This is a genomic window from Cryobacterium sp. SO2, from assembly GCF_026151165.2.
Taxonomy (GTDB): domain Bacteria; phylum Actinomycetota; class Actinomycetes; order Actinomycetales; family Microbacteriaceae; genus Cryobacterium.
Map to the genome: position 1 here is coordinate 2009278 of NZ_CP117849.1, position 24162 is coordinate 2033439.

General features: G+C 68.1%; 20 protein-coding genes and 1 tRNA gene. 10 read left to right on the top strand and 11 right to left on the bottom strand.

The window, feature by feature from the left end; translation table 11 throughout:
* Window positions 1-53 precede the first annotated feature (53 nt).
* Window positions 54-1379 (bottom strand): M20/M25/M40 family metallo-hydrolase, encoded by a 1326-nt coding sequence (locus tag BJQ94_RS09265; RefSeq protein ID WP_265401053.1) that lies wholly within the window; start codon window positions 1377-1379, stop codon window positions 54-56.
* A gap of 169 nt (window positions 1380-1548) precedes the next feature.
* On the opposite strand from BJQ94_RS09265, the gene BJQ94_RS09270 reads away from it, so the two are divergent.
* The 3 genes from BJQ94_RS09270 (at window position 1549) to BJQ94_RS09280 (ending at window position 5226) form a co-directional block, all read left to right on the top strand.
* Window positions 1549-1633: transfer RNA gene (locus tag BJQ94_RS09270), tRNA-Leu, on the top strand.
* 340 nt (window positions 1634-1973) lie between these two features.
* Window positions 1974-4445, top strand: coding sequence for a glycosyl transferase (locus BJQ94_RS09275; RefSeq protein WP_265401052.1), 2472 nt, complete (start codon window positions 1974-1976; stop codon window positions 4443-4445).
* A gap of 58 nt (window positions 4446-4503) precedes the next feature.
* Window positions 4504-5226, top strand: coding sequence for a hypothetical protein (locus BJQ94_RS09280; RefSeq protein ID WP_265401051.1), 723 nt, complete (start codon window positions 4504-4506; stop codon window positions 5224-5226).
* 27 nt (window positions 5227-5253) lie between these two features.
* Here the strand turns inward: BJQ94_RS09280 and BJQ94_RS09285 are convergent, their stop codons facing one another.
* Window positions 5254-6849: an ABC-F family ATP-binding cassette domain-containing protein gene (locus BJQ94_RS09285; RefSeq protein WP_265401050.1), complete on the bottom strand. Its 1596-nt coding sequence runs from the start codon at window positions 6847-6849 to the stop codon at window positions 5254-5256.
* A complete protein-coding gene (locus BJQ94_RS09290) occupies window positions 6846-7226 on the bottom strand; it encodes a hypothetical protein (protein WP_265401049.1) in 381 nt (126 codons plus the stop codon). Before BJQ94_RS09290 ends, BJQ94_RS09285 begins: the two co-directional genes overlap by 4 nt.
* A gap of 64 nt (window positions 7227-7290) precedes the next feature.
* On the opposite strand from BJQ94_RS09290, the gene BJQ94_RS09295 reads away from it, so the two are divergent.
* Window positions 7291-8181, top strand: a complete 891-nt coding sequence (locus BJQ94_RS09295; protein WP_265401048.1) for a hypothetical protein — start codon at window positions 7291-7293, stop codon at window positions 8179-8181.
* A 17-nt stretch (window positions 8182-8198) separates the two neighbouring features.
* Here the strand turns inward: BJQ94_RS09295 and BJQ94_RS09300 are convergent, their stop codons facing one another.
* On the bottom strand, window positions 8199-9122 hold the full coding sequence (locus BJQ94_RS09300; RefSeq protein ID WP_265401047.1) for a DnaJ domain-containing protein: 924 nt from the start codon (window positions 9120-9122) through the stop codon (window positions 8199-8201).
* A 126-nt stretch (window positions 9123-9248) separates the two neighbouring features.
* Here BJQ94_RS09300 and BJQ94_RS09305 point away from each other — a divergent pair, with 126 nt between their 5' ends.
* Window positions 9249-9896 (top strand): DUF1345 domain-containing protein, encoded by a 648-nt coding sequence (locus BJQ94_RS09305; protein ID WP_265401046.1) that lies wholly within the window; start codon window positions 9249-9251, stop codon window positions 9894-9896.
* Between the two features lie 12 nt (window positions 9897-9908).
* Here BJQ94_RS09305 and BJQ94_RS09310 read toward each other — a convergent pair whose 3' ends face one another.
* The 3 genes from BJQ94_RS09310 to BJQ94_RS09320 all read right to left on the bottom strand — a co-directional run bounded on the left by BJQ94_RS09310 (window position 9909) and on the right by BJQ94_RS09320 (window position 11743).
* The gene (locus BJQ94_RS09310) at window positions 9909-10757 is read right to left on the bottom strand and encodes an SMP-30/gluconolactonase/LRE family protein (RefSeq protein ID WP_265401045.1); all 849 of its coding nucleotides are present in this window, start codon (window positions 10755-10757) and stop codon (window positions 9909-9911) included.
* A 7-nt stretch (window positions 10758-10764) separates the two neighbouring features.
* A complete protein-coding gene (locus BJQ94_RS09315; RefSeq protein ID WP_265401044.1) occupies window positions 10765-10929 on the bottom strand; it encodes a hypothetical protein in 165 nt (54 codons plus the stop codon).
* Window positions 10930-11014: 85 nt separating this feature from the next.
* Complete coding sequence (locus tag BJQ94_RS09320) at window positions 11015-11743, bottom strand: SOS response-associated peptidase (protein ID WP_265401043.1); 729 nt, start codon at window positions 11741-11743, stop codon at window positions 11015-11017.
* Between the two features lie 84 nt (window positions 11744-11827).
* On the opposite strand from BJQ94_RS09320, the gene BJQ94_RS09325 reads away from it, so the two are divergent.
* From BJQ94_RS09325 to BJQ94_RS09345, 5 genes are all read left to right on the top strand, one after another.
* Entirely contained in the window at window positions 11828-12619 is a 792-nt protein-coding gene (locus BJQ94_RS09325) for a hypothetical protein (RefSeq protein ID WP_265401042.1), read from the top strand.
* Window positions 12620-12624: 5 nt separating this feature from the next.
* Entirely contained in the window at window positions 12625-14214 is a 1590-nt protein-coding gene (locus BJQ94_RS09330; protein WP_265401041.1) for a DNA polymerase Y family protein, read from the top strand.
* Window positions 14215-14240: 26 nt separating this feature from the next.
* Window positions 14241-17642 carry an error-prone DNA polymerase gene (locus BJQ94_RS09335; protein ID WP_265401040.1) on the top strand — a complete coding sequence of 1134 codons (3402 nt, stop codon included), beginning with the start codon at window positions 14241-14243 and terminating at the stop codon, window positions 17640-17642.
* 10 nt (window positions 17643-17652) lie between these two features.
* Window positions 17653-18495 (top strand): DUF3097 domain-containing protein, encoded by an 843-nt coding sequence (locus BJQ94_RS09340; protein ID WP_265401039.1) that lies wholly within the window; start codon window positions 17653-17655, stop codon window positions 18493-18495.
* 247 nt (window positions 18496-18742) lie between these two features.
* Window positions 18743-18946: a cold-shock protein gene (locus BJQ94_RS09345; protein WP_035840308.1), complete on the top strand. Its 204-nt coding sequence runs from the start codon at window positions 18743-18745 to the stop codon at window positions 18944-18946.
* 176 nt (window positions 18947-19122) lie between these two features.
* Here the strand turns inward: BJQ94_RS09345 and araA are convergent, their stop codons facing one another.
* From araA to BJQ94_RS09365, 4 genes are all read right to left on the bottom strand, one after another.
* Entirely contained in the window at window positions 19123-20631 is a 1509-nt protein-coding gene (gene araA, locus BJQ94_RS09350) for an L-arabinose isomerase (protein ID WP_265401160.1), read from the bottom strand.
* Between the two features lie 8 nt (window positions 20632-20639).
* Window positions 20640-21350: an L-ribulose-5-phosphate 4-epimerase gene (locus BJQ94_RS09355; protein ID WP_265401038.1), complete on the bottom strand. Its 711-nt coding sequence runs from the start codon at window positions 21348-21350 to the stop codon at window positions 20640-20642.
* Between the two features lie 13 nt (window positions 21351-21363).
* Entirely contained in the window at window positions 21364-23034 is a 1671-nt protein-coding gene (locus BJQ94_RS09360; RefSeq protein ID WP_265401037.1) for an FGGY-family carbohydrate kinase, read from the bottom strand.
* Window positions 23035-23121: 87 nt separating this feature from the next.
* Window positions 23122-24153: a LacI family DNA-binding transcriptional regulator gene (locus tag BJQ94_RS09365; RefSeq protein ID WP_265401036.1), complete on the bottom strand. Its 1032-nt coding sequence runs from the start codon at window positions 24151-24153 to the stop codon at window positions 23122-23124.
* Window positions 24154-24162 lie beyond the last annotated feature (9 nt).

Here is a 24162-nt window from a genome sequence, read left to right on the forward strand (position 1 = left end):
TTCGCTTGTGCTGTGTGCTGTCGGTAGCTCAGGCCCAGGAGCTCAGGCAGAGGCTAGTACGTCGACAGCAGATCGGTCAGAACCGTCCTGCCAAACACTAATGCGTCCAGCGGCACGCGCTCATCAACGCCGTGGAACAGCGCCGGGAAATCCAAATCGGCTGGGAGTTTCAGCGGGGCGAAGCCGTATCCTTTGATGTCCAGTTTGCTGAGCGCCTTGTTGTCGGTGCCGGCGGGCATCAGGTAGGGCAGCACGGGGGCGCCGGGATCGTGCCGGCCGAGGGTCTGCACGATCGTGTCGATCAACGGTCCGGAGAAGTCGGTCTCCAGGCCGACGTCCCTGTGCATCACGATGATCTCGATATCCGGCCCGACCAGTTCGGCCAGTTCAGCCAGCACAGCGTCTTCCTCGCCGGGCAGGGAGCGGAGGTCGATGAGCGCCTCGGCGCGATCGGGGATCACGTTGTGCTTGTACCCGGCCTGCAGCACGGTCGGGTTCATGGTGGTGCGCAGGCTCGCCTGGATGAATCCGGATGCTGTGCCGGTGGCCAGCGCCAGTTCGTCCGGCCCCATCGACTGGGGGTCGACGCCGAGGATCCGTGCGATCTCGGAGAGCAGCTGTCGAGTGGTGCCGGTCAGCCGGATCGGCCAGTCCCGTCGCCCCACCTTGGCGACGGCCTCGGCCAGACGGGTGATCGCGTTGTCCGTGACCAGACGGGAGCCGTGCCCGGCCGGGCCGTGGGCGACGAGCTTGAGCCAGATGAGAGCTTTCTCACCCGTCTGGAGCAGATAGGCGCGCTCCCCGCCGATGCTGATCGAGTAGCCGCCGACCTCGCTGATCGCCTCGGTCGCGCCTGCGAACAGTTCGGGTCTGGTGTCGACGAGGTGGTGCGAGCCGAGCACTCCCCCGGCCTCTTCGTCGGCGAAGAAGGCGATCACCAGGTCACGTTCGGGAGCGGCGCCCGTGCCGAGGATGTCCTGCAGCGACGCCAGGATCATCGCGTCCATGTTCTTCATGTCCACAGCGCCGCGGCCCCACAGCATCCCGTCCTTGATCTCGCCGCCGAACGGGTCCACCGACCAGTTCGCCGGTTCGGCGGGCACCACGTCGAGGTGGCCGTGCACAACGAGGGCGCCCTTGTTGCGGTCGCGGCCGGGTACCCGGGCCACGACGCTCGTGCGGCCGGGTGCGGCGTCGAACAGTTCCGGCTTCAGGCCCAGGGTCCGCAGCTTTTCGGCCACGTACTCCGCGGCATCCGTCTCGCCGTTGGAGCGGCCCTCACCGTAGTTGGTGGTGTCGAACCTGATGAGGTCGCGGGCGATCTCGGCGGTCAGGTCGAGGGCGTCGGCCGCGTCTGGCGTGGAGGCGAGAGCTGTCATGCAGTTCACGCTACCGGGCATCCGCGCAGTGCCTGCTGCCGGGTACTCCCTGAGGGGTCTCCGAACGAGGCATTCTTCGACCGGTGGAGCGCCATGGTGTCCGAGGGCGGTTTGGATCCGTGCTAAGTTATTCCCCGGCAGCAAAACATAACTGCGGCCAAAACATCCAGTCCGGGTGGCGGAAATGGCAGACGCGCTAGCTTGAGGTGCTAGTGCCCGTATAGGGCGTGGGGGTTCAAGTCCCCCCTCGGACACGGAGATTGTTGGTAAGACAACGATCAACGAGAACTGGTTGAGACAGTTCACGGGCCGGATCTTAGGATCCGGCCCTGTCTCGTTTAACGGGTCGAATACTCGGCCGGATATATCGGGCCGGATCTTCTGATTCGGCACTGTCGCACGTACGAGGGCCGGATCCTGGGATCCGGCCCTTTTTGTTGCGCCGCGTCGGGGTGTTCCGGCGGCGGGTCGTGCTGCTAGAGTCAAGCCAGGCGTCCGTGAGAGCGCTCTCATTTAGACTAGGCCCGGCTGCGACGGCGGATTCAGGATGTTGAATCGCCGCATCCGGTCCGTGGATACCGAAAAGGTGCACGCATGAAATTCGGCCACTTCGACGACGAAGCCAGGGAATACGTCATTGAGACCCCGGTGACGCCCTACCCGTGGATCAACTATCTCGGCAGCGAGGACTTCTTCTCGCTCGTCTCGCATACGGCGGGCGGTTACACCTTCTACAAGGACGCCAAGATGCGCCGCTTGACCCGCTACCGCTACAACGACATCCCCACCGATTCGGGCGGACGCTACTTCTTCATCAAGGACGGCGACGATGTGTGGACGTCCAGCTGGCTGCCGATGAAGAAGGAGCTCGACTTCTTCGAGACCCGGCACGGCATGGGGTACACCCGCATCACGGGCGAACGTGGCGGCCTCAAGGTCTCCACCCTGTACTTCGTTCCGCTCGGCGAGACCGCGGAGGTGCAGAAGGTCACGATCACCAACACCTCGGACTCAGTCAAGACGTTCTCGCTCTTCTCCTACCTCGAGTTCTGCCTCTGGAATGCCCAGGACGACCAAACCAACTACCAGCGCAACCTCTCCATCGGCGAGGTCGAGGTCGACGGCAGCGCGATCTACCACAAGACCGAGTACCGCGAGCGGCGCGACCACTACGCCGTTTACGGGGTCAACGCCGAGATCGCCGGCTTCGACACCGACCGGGAGACCTTCGTGGGCCTCTACGAGACGCTCGCCGAGGCGAAGGTGCCGCACGCCGGTCACGCGCAGAACTCGATGGCGTCCGGCTGGTACCCGATCGGATCGCACCAGGTGGACTCCACCTTGCAGCCCGGCGAGAGCCGCGACCTGGTCTTCGTGCTCGGCTATTTGGAGAACAACGCCGCAAACGGCGAGGACAAATGGGAGGACGACGCCAAGCAGGTCATCAACAAGACCCGTGCGCAGGCACTGCTCGCCCGGCTGTCCACCACCGAGGCCGCCGACGCCGCGTTCGACGCGCTCGGCGTGTACTGGACCGACCTGCTCTCGGCGTACACCGTCACCTCGCCGGACGACAAGCTCAACCGGATGGTCAACATCTGGAACCAGTACCAGTGCATGGTGACGTTCAACATGAGCCGTTCGGCCTCGTACTTCGAGACCGGCATCGGCCGTGGGATGGGGTTCAGGGACTCCACCCAGGACCTCCTCGGCTTCGTGCACTTGATCCCGGACCGCGCCCGCGAACGCATTCTCGACATCGCCGCGACCCAGCTGCCGGACGGGTCTGCCTACCACCAGTACCAGCCGCTCACCAAGCGCGGCAACAACGAACTCGGCTCCGGGTTCAACGACGACCCCGCGTGGCTGATCATCGGCGTGGACGGCTACCTCAAGGAGACCGGCGACTACGGAATCCTCGATGAGATCGTGCCGTTCGACAACAACGACGAGCTCGCCGAGACGCTCTACACCCACCTCACCCGGTCGTTCGAGTTCACCCGGAACAACCTCGGCCCACATGGACTGCCGCTGATCGGTCGCGCAGACTGGAACGACTGCCTCAACCTGAACTGCTTCTCCACCACGCCAGGTGAGTCCTTCCAGACCACCGAGAATCAGGCCGGCGGGGTGGCCGAGTCCACCTTCATCGCCGCACAGTTCGTGCTCGCGGCGGGGCAGTACGCCACCATCGCCGCGCGACGCGGTGACACGGCGCAGGCCGAGCTGGCCCGCACCGCGGCCGCGGAGATGAGCCAGGCGTTGCTCACGCACGGCTGGGACGGCGACTGGTTCCTGCGTGCTTACGACTTCTACGGCAACAAGGTGGGCACCTCAGAAGACACCGAGGGCCAGATCTGGATCGAACCGCAGGGTTTCGCGGTGCTCGCCGGTGTCGGCGTGGAGCACAACGAGGACGGCACCCCGGTGAAGACGAGTCCTGCCTTCCGGGCGCTCGATTCGGTGGATCGGCTGCTCGGCTCCGAGCACGGCCTGGTGCTGCAGTACCCGGCGTACAAGAGCTATCGCGTCGAACTCGGCGAGGTGTCGACCTATCCCCCGGGCTACAAGGAGAACGGTGGCATCTTCTGCCACAACAACCCGTGGGTGATCATCGGTGAGACCGTGCTCGGCCGTGGCGCGAAGGCGTTCGACCACTACCGCAAGATCACGCCGGCGTATCGGGAGGACATCTCCGAGGTGCACCGCACCGAACCGTATGTCTACGCCCAGATGATCGCGGGCAAGGAAGCATCCCGGCACGGCGAGGCCAAGAACTCCTGGCTCACCGGCACGGCGGCGTGGAACTTCGTGACGGTCTCGCAGTACCTGCTGGGTGTGCGCACCGACTACGACGGCCTCGTGGTCGACCCGCAGATCGGCCCGGATGTCGCTGAGTTCACCGTGACCCGGCAGGCCCGCGGGGCCACCTACGTGATCACCGTGGCGAACTCCGGCCGCGAGGGTTCACGGGCGAGCCTCGAGGTGGACGGCGTGGCCATCGAGGGCCGCACCGTGCCGTATGCGCCGGTCGGGGCGACCGTGCAGGTGCGCGCGACGCTGTAACAACCGTGGTGCTGCCCGCTCGGGGGAACCGGGCAGCACCGGCCGGACATTACCGGGTATGAACGGCTACCCAGTTCGAGCCAAGGCGTGGCGGATGCTCGGCGCATGTGTCTGCGCCGGTGTCCTGCTGGCAGGACGCGGCCGGGGCGCCGACGCGGCACCGGATGTGGCGGGCCAGACCGTCGGCCCGTCACCATACGGACCCAGCGCTGCCGAGGTCTTCACGGCCTGCAGCCCACCGGGGATCGTGGATTATGACCCGATCGAGTCGCTGGCGATTCTGGCCCGCGAAAGCACGGTGGTCATAGCGGGCGAAATCGATCGGATCCAGCCGGGCCGCGACACCATCTACAGCGCTCCGAACCAGACGTCGACAACCGGAAGCGCGGTGATCGTCGTGCGTGACGTCACGGTTGTAGCCGGGAAACTGGACCCGGCCGCCGACGCAAGCGTCTACATCGAATTCGGTTCGGGCAGCCCCGGCCAGTGCACGCGGACCGTTCCGCCGGGAACGGCGATCGTCGCCTACCTGGAACCGGCTTGGGACGGCGCCCCCATCTACGTGGACGAGTACCTGGACCCAACCTCCGTGTACACGGAAATCGAGGATCCCGGCGCCGGAAGGCCCGCCGGCCAGCCGCTGTACCAGGCGTCCGCGCTCGAGGGCCTGGTCTGGCAGATCCCGGGCAGCGCCGAGGTGGTCTGGCCGCTCCACCTGGGCACCGGTCCCGGATCGATCCGCGACGCGCTCCCCGACGGGACTCTCGCCGGCCCGGAGTGAACCTGACCGGGCTGAGCGATTCGCGGGTCAGGCGACGGCGACCTCGACCTCGCCGGGCTCGGCACCCAGCTGGCCGAAGATCAGGCGGCGGTTGGCGATCTTGTCGGTGAAGAACCTGTCGTGGCTGACCACGACCACGGCGCCCGGGAAGTGCAGGAGGGCGCGCTCCATCACCTGGGTGCTGGACATGTCCAGGTGGTTGGTGGGTTCGTCGAGCAGTAGCACCGAGGCACCGGAGAGCAGGCACTGCGCCATGGCCACGCGGGCCTTCTGTCCGCCGGACAGGTTGCCGATCTTCTGCTTGAGGTCGGCCTCGGAGAACTGGAACATGGTGAGGAACCGGTTCACCGACTTGCGGGTGGCGGTGAACGCCAGGCTGCCCTCGAGCGCGTTGACGGCGTGGCTGACCGTGTCGGTGTCGTCGAGTTCGGCGAGCACCTGGTTGTACGACACCATGCCCGCGCCCTTGGCCCAGTCCACGTGCCCGTGATCCGCGGATTCCTCGCCGGTGAGCACGCGCAACAGGGTGGTCTTGCCGCTGCCGTTGGCGCCGAGCACCACGATTCGGTTACCGCGGCGGATCTCGAAGCTCAGGTCGTTGAAGAGCACCTTGTCGCCGTACGCCTTGCTGAGCATCTCCACCCGGCAGAGCACATCCTTCACGTGCAGTCCGCCGTAGATCTCGGTGATGATCTTGTCGACGGGCCGCGGGGTGCGGGACTTCTTGATGGTGGCCAGCTGGGTGCCCAGTTTGCGGCTGGCGGCCTTCTGCGCCTCGCGCCGGTCGGCGATCCCCTCGGACTCGAAGGCGAGCAGTTCGGACTCGTGCACGAACTGCGCCTCGAGGGTCTTGAGCCGGAACTGCTTCTGCACGACGTATTCGCCGAAGTTGCCCGGGTACTCGTGCAGGTGAAAGTTCTCCAGCTCGATGATGCGCGTGACGACGGCGTCGAGGAAGGTGCGGTCGTGCGAGACGATCACGGCGGCGCCCTTGAAGTCGCGGAACCAGCTCTCCAACCACTCCACTCCGGCCACGTCGAGGTAGTTGGTGGGCTCATCCAACAAGAGCACGTCCGGCGCTTCGAGCAGGATCTTCGCCAGGGCGGCGCGGTTGCGCCAGCCGCCGGAGAGTTCGTCGATCGCACAGCTGCGGTGGGCCTCGTCGAAGCCCAGGATGGTGAGGGCGGCGTCGATCCGGCGAGGGTAGTCCCAGCCGTCCAACCGGTCCATATCCTCGAAAAGTTCGGACTGGCGGTGGATCAACCGGTCCAGCTCTGCACTGGCCGAGGAGTCGGCGGCGATGGCCGCATCGATCGACGCGAGCTCGGCCTCGACGGCCTTGATCTCAACGAACAGGGCGTCCAGCACCTCGGTGATCGTCGACTCGCCGTTCAATTCGGAGAACTGGGAGAAGTAGCCGATCTTCACGCCGTCGTCCACGGTGACGGTGCCGGTGTCCGGCATCACCTGGCCGAGGATCAGCTTGATCAGGGTGGTCTTTCCCGACCCGTTCCGGCCGATCATGCCGACCCGGTCACCCGGTTCGAGCCTGAAGAAGGTTTCGCGCAGCACCTGGGTGTTCTCGAAACGAACGGTGACGTCGTTCAGCCGGATCAGGCTCATGAGAGCTCCTCGCTGTGCTCGGCGGCATCGACGATGCCGATGAAGCGGCTGCCGATGCCGTCGACCTCGCGCCGGCTGAGTCCGGCTTCTGCGGCGGGCAGCTCGTCATAGCCGTGATGGTCGCAGGTGAGGTAGGTGAAGGTCGGCCACCACTTCTTCGGCCGGGCCGCCTCGGTGTACCCGCAGACGCTGCAGGTGAGATCAATCCAGACGGGCTTCTTCCCGGTGCGGTTCGCGCGCGACTGCACCAGCCAGGCGGGCGGGTTCGTTTCGATCTCGGCGAGCTGGGCTTCGGTCATTCGGCTGGGAAGGTCGTGGCGCTGCGCCATCTCGAGGGGAATGTCGAGGCGGAGTGCTGCTTCTCGTCTGGTAATCATCAGGTTCAACGATAGGCGGTGCCGGCCTGCCGGCGGGCCGCACCGGAAACTGCTTCAATGAACCATGCCTGAAACCGTTTCCCCGCTTGGCCTGCTCCTGGATGTCGACGGTCCGATCGCCAGCCCCGACACCCGCACCATCGCAAGACCGAGCATCATCACCGACCTAATCACGTTGGCCGGCGCGAACGTGCCGATCGGCTTCATCACCGGGCGATCGGCCGCCTTCATCAGCGATCAGGTGGTGACGCCGCTGCTGGCCGCTGGGCTGCCGCTGAACATGCGCATGTACGGAGTGTGTGAAAAGGGTGCCGTCTGGTTCCCGATCACCGCCGCCGGCATGGGTGAAATCGTCGTCGACGACAGCGTGGCCCTACCCGCCGCGGTCGTCGGCCGCATCCGAGAGCTCGTCACCACCGACTATGCCGACACCATGTTCTTCGACGAGACCAAGCTCGCGATGGTGTCAGTCGAACAGCGCACGGATGTCGACAGGGCCGCGTACCATGCCGCCCAGGCGTCGTTCGAGGCGGATGCATACGCCATCATGATCGAGCACGGGCTCGGGGTGCGCTTCGGAGACCTCGCCTCCCCCGACGTGACCGGCGCGGTGCCGTTCCGCATCGACACGACGATCATCTCCACCGATATCGAGTCGGTGGATCTGGACAAGGACCACGCCGCCGAGCGCGCCCTGGCCTTCTTCGCCGAGGGCGGCGCGCTCCCCCGGGTGTGGCGGTCGGTCGGCGATTCGCGCAGCGATTACAAAATGGCCGATCACCTGCACGCGGCCGGCTTCGACGTGGCGCACGTGGACGTGCGGCCTAGTGACGGCATCCTGGTGCGGCCGTATCCGGTGATCGTGGAGGGAGACCTCATCCACGACGAGGCCGGCGCCGCGTTCCTGGGTTTCTGGGTGCGAAAGCTCGGCCTCTCCGAGACCGTCCCCGCCTAGTCTCCGCGCAGTTCCCGCTAGTCCTCGACGAAGCGGATACCGTTCTGCAGGGTACTGCGAAGTTCGAAGACCTTCTCGAAGCTGCCGCGTTCCATGCCGGCGATGCCGTCACGCAGCACCCCGACGAGGCGTGACTTCGGGATCACCACGATCAGGGGTCGGCGACCGCGGCCGGGCAGGGAGAGCGGTTCGGCGACGGCCTCGTCCGGGGCCACCACGATCAACGCGGTGAAGCGCACCCGCAGCGACTTCGCCAGGATCCGGGCGGCGACCGCGAACTCGTCGAGGGGTTCTTCGCCGGGCTCCAGTGACTCGCCGACGAGTTCCCCGCGCTTGAGCGCAACCGGCGACCCCCAATCCTCGGAGAGGATCGCGAACAGGCCGGCCGGGCCGAGCACCACGTGGTCGATCTTGTCGGCGTCGTCGCGGGTGGCCACATCGTGCCAGGCCGTGTAGCCGATTCCGAGCCCGGAGATCAGGTGCGCGGTGGACTCCTCCGCCAGGGCCTTGGCCAGGCGGTGGCGGATCTCCTGGGGCGCGGACCGGATCAGGTCGGGCGCGTAGGGGTCCGCGATCGTGGTCCCCCTACCCGCCCATTCGCGCAGCAGGGCGAGGTAACGCTGCCGGGAGTGCCCACCCGGGTGCCCGTGCATCCTGGCCTTGACACCCGGTGACGACGACCTCGCGGACGACGTGCGGGGGGCCGCGCCGGAATAGGACGCGTCGGGGTAGCGGGCGCCGTCATACGCGGCCCGGCTTTCCGGGCTGCCGATGCGTTCCCAGGCCACCTGCACGGCGTGGAAGGACGTGGCGCTGCCGCCGACGTCCGGGTGGGATTGGCGCAGCTTCTTCCGGTAGGCGCGTCGCAGCTCCTCATCGGTCGCCGACGGGCTCACTCCCAGCACCTCGTAGGGGCTGGCCGCGGCCGGACTCTCTGACATTCTCTAAGGTCTCTTTCGGCCTGGAACGGGGAATTGATAGGTCATCAGCCTAACCAGCCTTGCTGACATCTCGCCGACACCGCCGGTCGCGCGGGCCGCTCCGACGATTCGTGCGACGATCAGCGGGTGAACACATCAGCTCTCGTTCCCCGGGCGCATCGCTCCAGCACTCGCCTCCTCGCCATGGTCGCCGTCGGCGTGGTCACCGGCCTCGTCACCGGTCTGCTCGGGGCGTGGCTGCTGGCACCGGCGATCGGCTGGGCCGCGGCGGCAATTCTCTACATCGGCTGGGTGTGGCTCGCCATCGCCCCGATGGACTCCGCCACCACGGCCGCACATGCCACAAGGGAAGACCCGTCCAGGGGGATCACCGACCTGTTGTTGATTCTGGCCAGCCTGGCGAGCCTGGGCAGCATCCTGATCGTGCTCCTGCAGGCCAGGAGTGCGGTCGGGTCGGGGCAGATTCTCCTGGCGGCCCTGGCGGTGGTGGGAGTGGCGCTGTCCTGGGTTTTGGTGCACACCCTGTTCACGCTGCGCTACGCGTCGCTCTACTACGCGGATGATGATGGCGGGGTCGACTTCAACCAGACGGAGCCGCCGCGGTACGCCGATTTCGCCTACCTGGCTTTCACCCTGGGCATGACCTTCCAGGTGTCGGACACCTCGCTGACGTCGTCGGTCATGCGGGCGGCGGCCCTCAGGCACGCGCTGATGTCGTTCCTGTTCGGCTCGATTATTCTGGCGACGCTGATCAACCTCGTCGCCGGCCTGTAGCTCCGGCCGAGACTAACCGGCGAAGGGTTTCGCCGGCAGGCCCGCGACTCCGGGCATGGCGGTGAAGATCGACCCGGCCAGGGGGTCCTCCCCCGGGGCCAGGTCTTCCCTGGACGTGGTGATGAACAGCTGGCGGAGGTCCTCCCCGCCGAAGGTGAGGGCGGTGACCCGGCTGGCGTCCACGTCGATGACCTCGTCGAGTGTCCCCTGCGGCGAATAGCGGCGCACGGCTCCCCCGGCGTACAGGGCCACCCAGACGCCCCCGTCGCTGTCGACGGTGAGGCCGTCGGGGTAGCCGTCGGCTTCGGGGATCTCGGCGAAGGTGCGCAGCCCGGTCAGGCCGGCCTCCGGCGTCCAGTCGAACACGCCGATCCGTCCCGTCGGGGTGTCGTTGTAATAGGCCAGCGAGCCGTCCGGGCTCCACTCGAGCCCGTTGGAGATGGTCACGCCTGTCATGGTGAGACCCACGGACCCGTTCGGAGCCAAGCGGTAGAGCGACCCGGCGCCGGTGCGCTGGTCGTACGCCATCGAGCCGCAGTAGAACGAGCCGTCCGGGGCGGTGCCGCCGTCGTTCATGCGTACGGTCGGGTCGGCCCACACCTCAGGCAGGCGGGTCAGGGTTCCGTCCGGGTCCTCCAGGATGAAGCCGCGCTCGGCGGCGATCACGGCGCCGCCACCGACCCGGGGCCGGAGTGCTGCCGCGATCTCGTCCACGTGTCGCCGGGTCACCGCACCGTCGGCGGCCAGGGTGAGTACGTCACCGGCGAACAGGTCGACCAGGCGAAGCCCTCCCCAGGTTGCCGAGTAGACCGGCCCCTCCCCGTGGAAGGTGATCGGGTCGGTGAGCTGTTCGGCGCGCACCGCGGGGTCAGTCGCGCAGGACGTGGACGGGGATAGCGATCGCCGCGCTGACGGCCAGGATCCCCGAGATGAAGATCGGCCCCTGCCAGGCGGTCACGGTGAAGGCCAGGCCGAACAGCCACAGGCCGAGTACGAAGGCGGCCATCGCCACGACGAAGGAAACAATGTGCATGGGCTGGGTCCTCTCAACGGTGCCGCGAAAGCGTTCCGGGCTCGCTTCGAGCGTACTGGTTCGACGGCGCCCGGTGTGGCTGTCGCTACGCGCTGTAGCCGACTTCGCGCTCGGGGCCGACGGGATCGATGAGTTCAGGCGCATTCTCGCCGCTGAGTGGGGCGACCTCGTAGAAGGCCAACCCGGCTGCTTCCTCCGTTGACGCCTCCACCACCGCGTTGACGAGGGTCTGGTCCCCGTCCGCGTGCGGGTCCAGCCAGCGATCCCAGGCTTCCTCGGGCAAGAGCACGGGCATCCGGTCGTGGATGTCGGCGAGGGCGCCCTGGGCGGGGGCGGTGAGGATGGTCGCGGTCAGGACCCAGCGCGCGGGGTCGTCCTGGCCGAGGGCCGGGTTGCGCCACCAGGAATACAGGCCCGCCAGCGTCAGTGGGAGTCCGTCTTCGGAGTGCACGAAGTACGGGGTCTTCCGGGTGCCGACGGTGTGCCATTCGTAGTACCCCGTGGCGGGGATGATGGCGCGAGTCTTCGCCAGGGCCGTGCGGAAGGTCGGCTTCTCGGCGACCGTCTCCGCCCGGGCGTTGAAGGTGGCGAATGCGGCCGACAGCTCCGGGGAGAACGTAGGCACCAGCGACCAGCGCGCCGATTCCAGCCGGCGCACGGCCGGGTCGGATTTCATCGATTCGAGCACGATCGGAATCTGCTCGGTCGGTTTCACGTTCCAGGACGGGTCCGGCAGCGCACCGGCCTCGTGCTCGATGTCGAACATGGCGGCGAGGTCAGGCGCCGAATCGGTCATGATGAATCGCCCACACATAGGCTCAGGCTATCGTGTCGGTCGGGGCGGCCTTGGTTATCCACACCGGTTGACTAATTCGAATCTGTGTTCGAAAATTGAAGGGTGTCTATTCCCCTGACTTCCGTTGCACCCGACTCGCCGGCCACACCGGCGCGGGTCTCCTCGGCCGTCGCGGGCTCGGCTGTCGAGGGCTCGGCCGCCGGGACCGCCGCCGAGCGCGTCACCGAACTGCGGGAACGTATGAACGGCATGCAACGCGACCGCTGGGAGCCACAGGGTCGCGTTCTGCCGGGCGGCCTGGCCGCTCTGCTGCCCCAGGGGCGGCTGCGCTCCGGCGTGGCCTACAGCGTGGACAATTCCACCTCCCTGATCATGGCCATCCTCGGTGCCGCGACCACGGACGGCGGGTGGGGTGCCGTGGTCGGCCTGCCCGATTTCGGCGTCGAGGCCGCGGTCGGCTTCGGCATCGACCTGGAACGGCTGGTGCTCGTGCCCTCCCCCGGCGACCAGTGGCTGGCCGTGACGGCGGCGCTGGTGGATGTCCTGCCTCTGGTGGTCGTGCACCCGGAGCGTACCGTCGGCGCGGCCGAGGTCGCCAGGCTGGGCGCGCGCCTGCGGCAAACTGGATGCACCCTGATCGTCGCCGGGGGCTGGGCGCAGAGCGAGGCCGCCCTGCGGGTCACCGGCACCCGCTGGGAGGGCCTGGGTGCCGGGCACGGCTACCTGTCCGGCCGCGACCTCTCCGTCGCCGTCGACGACCGCGCCGGACCCCGTCGCACAGGGGCCCTGCACCTGCCAGACCCGGGCACGGACCTGAACCCCGCCGAGACACTCCGACGTCCACCCCTCGCCGCGGTACGAAGCCGCGCCCACCTGCATCCGGCGGCGGGGTGACGGCCATGAACAGGGAACGAACCATCGTGCTCTGGTGCCCCGACTGGCCCGTGATCGCCGCTCGGTCCGCCGCCGACGTCGTGCCGGACGCCCCGCTGGCCCTGGTCGACCACGGCCTGGTCTACGCCTGCTCCCCCGAGGCCAGGAACGCCGGGGTTCGCCGGGGACTGACCCTCCGGGAAGCCCAGTTCCGTTGTACCGACCTCGTCGTGCTGCCCTACGACCCGGTTCTGGATCGCCGGGCGTTCGATCCCGTGCTCGACGGCATCGAGGCGCTCACGCCCGGCGTGGCCGTGGTGCGTCCGGGTACCTGCGCGATCCGCGCGCGCGGGCCGGTGCGCTACTACGACGGCGAAGAGGCCGCGGCCGTGGCGTTGCTCGACTACCTGCGCACGGCCGGACTGGCAGAGGCCCGAGTGGGCATCGCCGACGGCCCGTTCGCGGCCGAGCAGGCCGCCCGGCGAGGCGGGACCCCGGGGCGGAATGTCCACGACCAGGTCAGCATCATCCCCTCGGGCGAATCCGCCTCCTTCCTGGCCCCGCTACCCGTTGCCGTCGTCGTCGACGGCCCGCTGGGCACGTTGCTGGCCCGTCTCGGCGTGCACACCCTGGGCCAATTCGCCGCGCTGCCGGCCCTGGACGTGCACCGCCGCTTCGGTGCAGCGGCAGCACAGGCCCATGCCCGGGCGTCCGGCCACGAGCGCGAGGAGGTGGTGCCCCGCACCCCCACCCCGGTCTTTGACCGTGGCCAGGACTTCGAACCCGCCCTGGACCGCATCGACCAGCTCGCCTTCGCCCTTCGAAGCACGGCGGATGCCTTCGTGCATTCCCTCCGGGAACAGACCCTGGTCTGCACCGCGGTCAGCATCCTCGTCACCACGGAGGATGGGGCGCTGACCGAGCGCACCTGGCGGCATCCGCGCTGGTTCAGCGCCACCGATCTCATCGACCGGGTGCGCTGGCAGCTGCAGGGCGACGGACGGGCGGGGTCCGGCCTCGCCGCGGGCATTGTGCGTGTGGTCCTGTCCCCCGACCGGGTCGACGCCGTCGCCAACCACGAGGACGGCCTGTGGGGAACCGGCCCCGATGAACGCATCCACCACGCCCTCACCCGGGTGCAGGGGCTCGTCGGCCATGCCGGGGTCGTGACGGCGATGATCGGTGGCGGGCGGATGCTCGCGGACCGGCAGCGTTGGGTGCCCTGGGGCGACGACGCCGGTCCCAACACCGGTTCCCGTGGCCCGGCCCGGCCCTGGTCCGGCAGCCTCGGCGGGCTGGTCCCGTCCACGGTGTTCCGGCAGCGCCGCCCTGTCAGCCTCCTCGCCGCCGATGGCCGCCCGGTCGCCGTGGACGACCGCGGTGCGCTGGACGGAGTACCCACCGGCTTCGCCCCGGTGCCGTCACCCCAGGGCGCGACCGGCCCCACGGATCGCCGGGTCGCGGCCTGGGCGGGCCCCTGGCCGGTTCAGGAACGCTGGTGGGACACGGCGGCCGCGCGAACCGTGCAGCGAATGCAGATCGTCGACGACACCGGCGACGCCTGGCTGCTCGCCCTGGACGACCAGGGTTGGCGGGCGGAGGCGCGCTATGACTGACCATTCCGCCAGAGGAGCTCACCACCATGGGATTCAATAACCCGCCCATCCCCTGGTCGGAGCTGGAGCGCAAGCTCTCCGACCGGCGCCCCGGCGGCCCTCCCCCGGAGGCCGACGGCGGCGACAGCCCCGCCTGGTCAAGGCACCGCCAGCCGTACGCGCCCCAGGCGCCAACGCACCGGCAGCACGAGGCGGCCGTCGGCTATGCCGAGCTGCATGCCCATTCCAACTTCAGTTTCCTCGATGGCGGCAGCTCGCCGGAGAGTTTGCTCGAGGAAGCCGGAGAGCTCGGCCTGCATGGCCTGGCCCTCACGGACCACGACGGGCTCTACGGGGTGGTGCGCCTGGCCGAGACCGCGGAAAGCTACCCCGAGCTCCGCACTGTCTTCGGTGCGGAACTCTCGCTCGGGCTCAGCCGGCCGCAGAACGGGGTGGCGGAACCCGAAGGCACCCATTTGGTCGTGCTGGCCCGGGGCCAGGAGGGCTACCACCGTCTGGCCACCGCACTCACCCGCGCACAGATGGCCGGAGGAGAGAAAGGCCGGCCGGTCTACGACATCGACGAGCTCGCCGAACTCTCCGGCGGGCACTGGAGCATCCTCACCGGCTCCGGGTCCGGAGCCGTACGCCAGGCGCTGCGCCGCGACGGGGAGACGGCCGCCGCCCGCGAGCTCGACGTCCTGGTCTCCCTCTTCGGCCGCGACGCGGTCAACGTGGAACTGGTCGACCACGGCCGGCCCCTGGACACGGTGACCAACGATGCCCTGGCCGCCCTGGCCGAGCGCGCGGGGTTACCCGTGCTCGCCACCAACAACGTGCACTACGCCCGGCCGGCGGACTTCCCGCTCTACTCGGCCCTGGCCGCCGTGCGTGCCCAGCGCAGCCTGGACGACATGGACGGCTGGCTTCCGGGAGCACCGACCCAGCACCTGCGGAGCGGAGCGGAGATGGCGGCACGGTTCGGCCGGTACCCGAATGCTGTGGCCCGCACCGTGCCCCTCGCCGACGAGCTCGCCTTCTCGCTGCGGCGGGCCCGGCCCCGGTTGCCCAGGCAGCACGTGCCCGACGGGCACACCCCGATGAGCTGGCTGCGCCACCTGGTCTGGGAGGGCGCGGAACGGGCCTACCCGGGCTACAACGCCAATGTGCGCGACCGCCTGGAGAAGGAACTCGACGTGATCGAGGCCAAGGACTTCCCCGGCTACTTCCTGATCGTGCACGACATCGTGCAGTTCGCCCGGCGCAACGGCATCCTCTGCCAGGGCCGCGGATCCGCCGCCAACTCGGCGGTGTGCTTCGTGATCGGCATCACCGCGGTCGATTCGATCTTCTACCGCCTGCCCTTCGAACGGTTCCTCTCCAGTCTGCGGGAGGAGGAACCCGACATCGACGTCGACTTCGACTCCGACCGGCGGGAGGAGGTCATCCAGTACGTCTACGAACGTTACGGCCGCCTCAATGCCGCTCAGGTGGCCAACGTCATCACCTACCGGCCCAAGGTCGCGGTGCGCGACATGGCCAAGGCCCTCGGCTACAGCACGGGTCAGCAGGACGCCTGGTCGAAGCAGGTGGAGCGCTGGGGCTCCGCGGTGTCCAGCCCCGACCACGACATCCCCGACCAGGTCGCCGACCTCGCCGGCCGCGTGCTCGGATTCCCACGACATCTCGGCATCCACTCGGGCGGTATGGTGCTCACCGACCGGCCCGTCGGCGAGGTCTGCCCCATCGAACACGCCCGCAAGGAGGGCCGCACCGTGCTGCAGTGGGACAAGGACGACTGCGCCTGGATGGGACTGGTCAAGTTCGACCTTCTCGGTCTCGGCATGCTCGCCGCCCTGCAGTACACCTTCGACCTCGTCGGGGAGTCACTCGGCGAGGCCTGGACCCTGGGAAGCATTCCCCGGGAGGAGGCCGGCGTGTACGACATGCTCTGCCGCGCGGATTCCATCGGCGTCTTCCAGGTGGAAAGCCGCGCCCAGATGGGGACCCTCCCGCGCCTTCAGCCGCGCCGGTTCTACGATCTCGTGGTGGAGATCGCCCTTATCCGGCCCGGGCCCATCCAGGGCGGCGCCGTCCATCCGTACATCCGCCGCAAGCTCGGGCAGGAACCGGTGACCTACCTGCATCCCAAACTCGAGCCGGTCCTCGAGCGCACCCTGGGGATCCCGTTGTTCCAGGAACAGCTCATGCAGATGGCCATGGCCGTTGGCGGCTGCAGCGGCGAAGACGCGGACCTGCTCCGCCGGGCGATGGGCTCCAAGCGCGGGGTGGAGAAGATCTCTTCCCTGCGCGCCACCCTGTACGAGGGCATGGCCGGCAACGGCATCACCGGGGAGCTGGCGGACGAGATCTACGAGAAGATCGAGGCCTTCGCCAACTTCGGCTTCGCCGAGAGCCACTCCATCAGCTTCGCCCTGCTCGTCTACGCCAGCGCCTGGTTGAAGCTGCACTATCCGGGCGCCTTCCTCGCCGCGCTCCTGCGGGCACAGCCGATGGGATTCTATTCACCGCAATCCCTCGTGGCCGACGCCCGCAGGCACGGCGTTGTGGTCCTGCGCCCGGATGTGCAGCGCTCCGGCGCCGATGCGGTTCTCGAACCGGTGGCGGGGGCGCCGGCAGAACCGGCCGGTCGCGCCGGCTGCCTCGACCCCGAGCAACCGGAGGTCCCCGTCTACGACAGGAGCCGCCCCGCCGACGATCGGGGCCACCGCAGAGACGGCGCCATCGCCGTGCGGCTCGGGCTGGCGGATGTGCGGGCGATCGGGGCAACGGTGGCCGAGAGGATCGTCGCTGAGCGGGAGCAGTTCGGCCCGTTCCAGTCCATGAACGACCTCGCCAGGCGGGCCAGGCTGACGGCGGAACAGCTGGAATCCTTGGCGACGGCCGGGGCTTTCGAAGGGATGGGGCTTGAACGCCGCCAAGCGCTGTGGTCGGCGGGCGAGGCCGCCCAGGACACCGATGCACACCTGCGCGGATCGGTCGAGACCGTGCAGCCGCCCCTGCTGGAGCTCATGACGCCGGTGGAGCAGGTCGCCTACGACCTGTGGGCCACGGGCGTATCCACCGATGACCATCCGATCCGGCACGCGCGGGCCGCCCTGAGCGCGCGGGGCGCACTCGCCGCCGATCAGCTCGCCAGCAGCGAGAGCGGGCGCCGCATCGAAGTCGGTGGTGTGGTCACTCATCGCCAGCGACCGGCCACCGCGAACGGCGTCACCTTCATCAACCTGGAGGACGAGACCGGCAACGTCAACGTCGTCGTCAGCGTCGGGGTGTGGAACCACTTCCGCCGCATCGCCAGGGAGTCCCCCGCGTTGATGATCCGCGGGATCCTGGAGCGCTCCCCCGAGGGCGTCGTCAACCTCATCGCCGACCGTTTCGAACCGCTCACCGTGGCGGCACACACGTCGTCGAGGGACTTCCGCTAGCGTCGATCCAGTGAATGAGGACCGTTACTCCGAAGATGTGCTCGCCGCCGGATGGCGGGAGGCCGGCCGTCGTGTCGTTCCCCAGCAGGAGGCCGTGCGCGACCTCGTCGTCGAAGAGGTCGCCACCGGGTTCTGCGGCGCCGTCATCAGGGTTGAGAAGAAGGTCGTCACCCTCGAGGACCGGTTCGGCAAACTCAGATTGTTCCCCCTCGGTGGCGGCTTTCTGCTGGATGGCGAGCCCATCGTGCTGGTGCAGCCCCGGCCGACCACGCCGGCTTCGCGCGCCCGCACCGCATCCGGGTCCCTCGCCGTGTCCGACGCGCCGGCCCGCGTCGCGCGGGCGAGCCGCATTTTTGTGGAGGGACGCCACGACGCAGAGCTCGTGGAGAAGGTGTGGGGCGCCGACCTCCGCATCGAGGGCGTCGCCGTCGAATACATCGAGGGTGTCGACAACTTGGCCGACCTGCTCGACGAGTTCAGGCCGGATTCCACCCGCCGTGTCGGCGTGCTCGTCGACCACCTCGTGCCCGGCTCGAAAGAAAGCCGGATCGCCGATGCCGTTGCTCGTGGCCGGTACGGTCGGCACGTCCTCGTGGTGGGCCACCCGTACGTGGACGTGTGGCAATCCGTCAAGCCCGCACGCTTGAATTTGCCGGTCTGGCCGGTGATTCCTCGCTCGATCGAGTGGAAGCACGGTATCTGCCAAGCCCTCGGCTGGCCCCACGAGGATCAGGCGGATATCGCCCGCGCGTGGCAGCGGATCCTGGGGCAGGTGCGCACCTACGCCGACCTGGAACCGGCCCTGCTGGGCAGGGTGGAACAGCTCATCGACTTCGTGACCGTCGAACAGTGACCCGGGCGACCTCGTCTTGAGCATTTCAGTCAGATTTCGTAACACTTTGATCCTTTTTTCGCACAGATCTCCACGGGAACCGAGCGATGTGGGCTAGTGTTGTCGAAGTAGTTGTAGTGCTTGCACGTCTAAAAAACGTATCGACCTCGGTCGGTGCGGGCTTATTCCTTTCGGAAGCGGACGACGAATACCGCGACGAACGGTCCCGACAGTCGGGGCCGGTCTAACACTCCTGGAGGAGTTTCACATGGCAACAGGTACCGTGAAATGGTTCAACGCTGAAAAGGGCTTCGGCTTCATCGCTCCCGACGACGGAAGCGCCGACGTGTTCGCGCACTACTCCGCGATCGCTTCGAACGGCTACAAGTCGCTCGATGAGAACCAGAAGGTCGAGTTCGAGGTAACCCAGGGCCCCAAGGGTCCCCAGGCCGAGAACATCCGCGCCCTCTAAATAGAGCTGCGTCAGCTACACAAGCTGACTGCAACGCCCCCGCTTCGGCGGGGGCGTTGTTTTTTAACCCACAGGTTCAACAACTGTGCCCCGTGCGGACTTCTGCACCCGGTACACCGGTCACATTTGTCCGCACGGGGCACAGTTGCCTCGGGCGAGGGCCGTAGCCCTGCGGGCTAGATGCCCTGGGCCAGGCGGTAGTACGCCGCGTTCCACTTCACGTCGTTGGCGAAGCCGCGCTTGGTGGTGTTCTCGTCGATGATCAGCAGCTCGGTGCGGGTGATCTCGGCGAAGTCCTCCCACGCTTCGATGCCGACGGCGGTGGAGAGCACTGTGTGGTGTGCTGCGCCGGCGGTGATCCAGGCCGTGGCGCTGGTCGCCAGGTCGGGGGCGGGCTTCCACACGGCGCGAGCCACGGGCAGGTGCGGCAGCGGTGCGGGCAGGTCGATGACTTCCACGACGTTAGCGACCAGGCGGAAGCGGTCCCGCATGTCCGACAGGGCGACTACGACGCCGGCTCCGGCGTCGGTGTCGAAGACCAGGCGAACGGGGTCTTCCCGACCGCCGATGCCGAGCGGGTGGATTTCCAGGTTCGGCTTCGTCGTGGTGAGCGACGGGCAGATCTCCAGCATGTGCGCGCCGAGAATCGCCTCTTCGCCGGGCACCAGGTTGTAGGTGTAGTCCTCCATCAGGGAGGCGCCGCCGGGGAGACCCGCGCCCATGACCTTGGCCGCGCGGATGAGGACGGAGGTCTTCCAGTCGCCCTCACCGCCGAAGCCGTAGCCGTCGGCCATCAGGCGCTGAACGGCCAGGCCGGGAAGCTGCCGGAGGCCGCCGAGATCTTCGAAGTTGGTGGTGAAGGCGCTGAAGCCGCCCTCTTCGAGGAACGAGCGCAGTCCGAGCTCGATCTTCGCGCCGTAGCGGAGTGACTCGTGGCGGTCGCCGTCCGGCTTGAGTTCTGGCGCCACGTTGTAGGCCTCGAGGTAGACGGCGATCAGGTCGTCCACGTCCGATTCGCTCGCGGCATCCACCCGCTCGACGAGTTCGTTGACACCCCAGGTGTTCACGGACACCCCGAAACGGATCTCGGCTTCGGTCTTGTCGCCCTCGGTGACGGCCACGTTGCGCATGTTGTCGCCGAAGCGCGCCAGGCGCAGGTTGCGCACAGCGGCGGCGCCGCTGGCCGCGCGGGTCCAGGTGCCCACCTGCAGGGTGACCGCGGGGTTCGACACGTGGCCGACGACGGTCTTGCGCGGGATGTTCATCCGGCCGGCGATGTAACCGAACTCCCGGTCGCCGTGAGCGGCCTGGTTGAGGTTCATGAAGTCGAAGTCGATCTCGGCCCAGGGCAGCTCGACGTTGGCCTGCGTGTGCAGGTGCAGGAAGGGCTTCGCCAGGGCGTCCAGGCCGCGGATCCACATCTTGGCCGGGCTGAAGGTGTGCATCCAGGCGATGACGCCGACGACGTTCTCGGCGGAGTTCGCGTCGATCATGGCGCGGCGGATCGCGTCGGAGTCCTTGACCACGGGCTTCCACACAATGGTCACCGGGATGTCGCTGGACGCGTTGAGCTGGTCCACCACGTCCTGCGACTGCTCAGCCACCTGGCGCAGGGTTTCCTCACCGTAGAGGTCCTGGCTGCCGGTGAGGAACCAGACCTCGTTCGTCGCGAGGTCGGGAATGATCGATTTTGTCACTTCAGTGCTCCTTTGGGGTCTTGGCCGTACACGTTCTGGTAGCGGTCGAACAGTGCGTCGATCGCGGTCTCTGGGATGGGGATGCTCTCGCCCAACTGGCGGGAGATGTGCACGGTCTTGGCGACATCTTCGGTCATCACAGCCGCCTTCACGGCGTCCGTGGGACTCTTCCCGATGGTGAACACGCCGTGGTTCTGCATCAGGACGGCGCGTGAGCGATGGCCGGTGAGCGTCTGCACGATTCCGCGGCCGATCGACTCGTCTCCGATGATGGCGAATGGCCCGATCGGGATCTCGCCGCCGAACTCGTCAGCCATGGCGGTGATCACGCACGGGATGGCCTCCCCGCGTGCCGCCCACGCGGTGGCGTACGTGGAGTGGGTGTGCACGACACCGTTGACGGCCGGCATGTTCCGGTAGACATAGGCGTGCGCGGCGGTGTCGCTCGACGGGCTGCGATCTGAGCCTGGGCTGTTCTCGATGACGGTGCCGTCCAGGTCACAGAGGATCTGGTTCTCGGGTGTGAGGTCGTCGTAGTCGACGCCGGAGGGCTTGATCACGAACAGGTCGGCGCCGGGGACCCGGCCGGAGATGTTGCCCCCGGTCCAGATCACCAATCCGTATTGGGTGAGCTTGGCGTGCAGCGCGGCGACCTCGTCACGGGTGCGCGCGATCGCGAGTTCGATGTCGGGCGTGAAGCTGGTCATGGTGCGGAACCTCTCAGGACAGGGTGTCGACGGCGGTGCGCTCGACGGCAAGGCCGGCGTGGTAGCGGTCGAGGTAGGCGCTGAAGCCGGCGACGTCAGCGGGGTCGGGGGCAACGCGCGCGAAGTCCGCGCCGGCGAACACCCGCTCGCGCAGGTATTCGTCGAGGCCCAGGCCGGATGCCGCGGACGCGGTGAACGACGCGAGCACCGCAATGCCCCATGCCCCGCCCTCTGACGCCGTCTCGGCGACGGACACCGGGGTATCCAGGGCGCCGGCCAGGAATCGCTGGGCGACCCCCGCGGTGCGGAAGAGGCCGCCATGGGCGAACATGGCGTCGAGTTCGACGCCCTCGTCCGCGAGCACCCGCATGCCGAGACTGAGCGTTCCGAACACGCCGTAGAGCTGTGCGCGCATGAAGTTGGCGAGGGTGAGGCGGCTGTCGGGGGTGCGCACGACGAGGGGCCTGCCCTCGGTGAGTCCGGCGATCGGCTCACCGGCGAGGTGGTTGTATGCCAACAGCCCCCCGGCATCGGCCTCGCCGACGAGAGCCTCCCGGAACAGCGCATCGAACACGGCGTCGCTCGGCAGCGGCGTTCCGGCGGCGGCGGCGAAGCGGCCGAACAGGCCGGCCCAGGCGGCGAGTTCGCTCGCGCCGTTGTTGCAGTGCACCATTGCGACGGGATCTCCCGCCGGCGTGGTGACCAGGTCGAGTTCGTGGTGCACGGTCTGGAGCGGGCCCTCCAGGACGACCATGGCGAAGATGCTGGTGCCTGCGCTGACGTTGCCGGTGCGCGGAGCCACTGAACAGGTCGCGACCATGCCTGTGCCGGCGTCGCCCTCAGGTGGGCAGAGCACCGAGCCGGGCTGCAGGGCCCCGGTCGCGTCGAGGAGCGCCGCGCCCGCGGCCGTGAGTTCCCCGGCGGGAAGACCGGCCACGAGCACGGTGGGCAGCAGGCTGGCGAGGTCGAGCTCGGGGGCGTATGCGGAGACGAGGCCGTTGTACCTGGCCAACAGCTCGGCGTCGTAGTCCTTGGTGGCGGGGTCGATGGGGAACATGCCGGACGCGTCGCCGACGCCGAGGACCTTGCGGCCGGTGAGGCGCCAGTGCACGTACCCGGCGAGGGTCGTCACGAAGTCGAGCTGCGGGACGTGCGGCTCGTGGTCGATCACGGCCTGGTGCAGGTGGGCGATGGACCAGCGGAGCGGGATGTTCACCCCGAACAGTTCGGTCAGCTCGGCGGCGGCCGGTCCTGTCGTGGTGTTCCGCCAGGTGCGGAACGGCACGAGCAGTTCGCCGGCGGTGTCGAAGGCCAGGTAGCCATGCATCATGGCCGACACGCCGATCGCCCCGTAGCCGGACGGTCGCACGCCGTATTGTTCCTCGATGTCGTCGACGAGTGCGGCGTGCGCGGCCTGGATGCCCGTCCACACGTCCTCGAGCGAGTAGGTCCAGACGCGGTCCACGAATTCGTTCTCCCAGTCGTGGCTGCCGACGGCGAGTACGTCTGCGGGGGTGTCACCGATCAGAGCGGCCTTGATGCGGGTCGATCCCAGTTCGATGCCGAGGGACGTGCGCCCGGACAGGATCGCGTCCCTCGCGGCACTGCGCCGATCGGTGTCTAGTCGCGGTGCGTCGTCGAATTCGGCTGACGCGGCGGCGTGCTCGGCGGCGTGCTCGGTCATGGCGAGGGACTCCTTTGGCTCCAATGTGATCGATCACATGATCGGTCACACTGAAAAGTGTACGGCACTGAACCCGTCGGTGTCGCCTTATTCGAGGGCCGTGTGGCCGGACCGCGGCGGCGCAGTGGACGCGCGCACGATCAGCTCCGGGTGCACGGACGGGGCGGCATCGCTCTCACCGAGGAGCAGAGCGACGGCGCGACGGCCCGCTTCCGCGAGGTCCTGACGCACCGTGGTGAGCGGGGGTCGATAGAAAGCCGCTTCGGGAACATCATCGAAGCCGACGATGCTCAGGTCGCCCGGCACGTCCAGATATGCGGCCGTCGCGGCGCTGACCGCGCCGAGTGCCATCTGGTCGTTTCCGACGAAGATGGCGCTCACTCCCCTGCTGATGAGTTCGGTGGCGGCCCGGTAGCCGGAGGCTGCGCTCCAGTCCCCCGTCTCGACGACACCGGCGTCCAATCCGTGCACCGCCAGCTCCTCGCGGAATCCGGCCAGGCGCTGCGATGCGTCCAGCCACTCGGAGGGGCCGGCGATGTGGCCGATCCGCCGATGGCCGAGGGCGACGAGGTGTGCCGTGGCCAGGCGGGCGCCGACCACCTGGTCGAATTGCCGTGCGCCGGGCGCGTCGCTGTCCGCGGCCTGCAGGGTCACGAAGGGGATGCCGATCGACAGCTCGGAGAGGGCGACGAGAACCTGTGTCTGAGGCGCAACGACAACCAGTCCCTCTGCGGACAGATTGGCCAGATGGTTCACCGCTTCATCGATCGATCGCGGATCGAGCCCGTCGGCGTTGGCGATGGTCACGCTGTAGCCACGAGCGCGGGCGGCCGTCTCCACGGCGGCGACACTGGATGCAGGCCCGTACTCACCGCTCGATGTCGAGAGGATGCCGATCATCCGCGACCTGCTCGACGACAGCGCCCTGGCTGCCGCGTTGGGCCGGTAGTTGAGCTCACGCATCGCCGCCAGCACCTTCTGCCTGGTGGCGTCCCGGAGGCTGGGGTGGTCGTTCAGGACCCGTGACACCGTCTGGTGCGAGACTCCGGCGACCTTCGCCACATCGAAAACGCTCGCGGCTCGAGGCCGGGAGTCGTCGTTGTCGTCAGGAGCAGTCATCTCTCGATT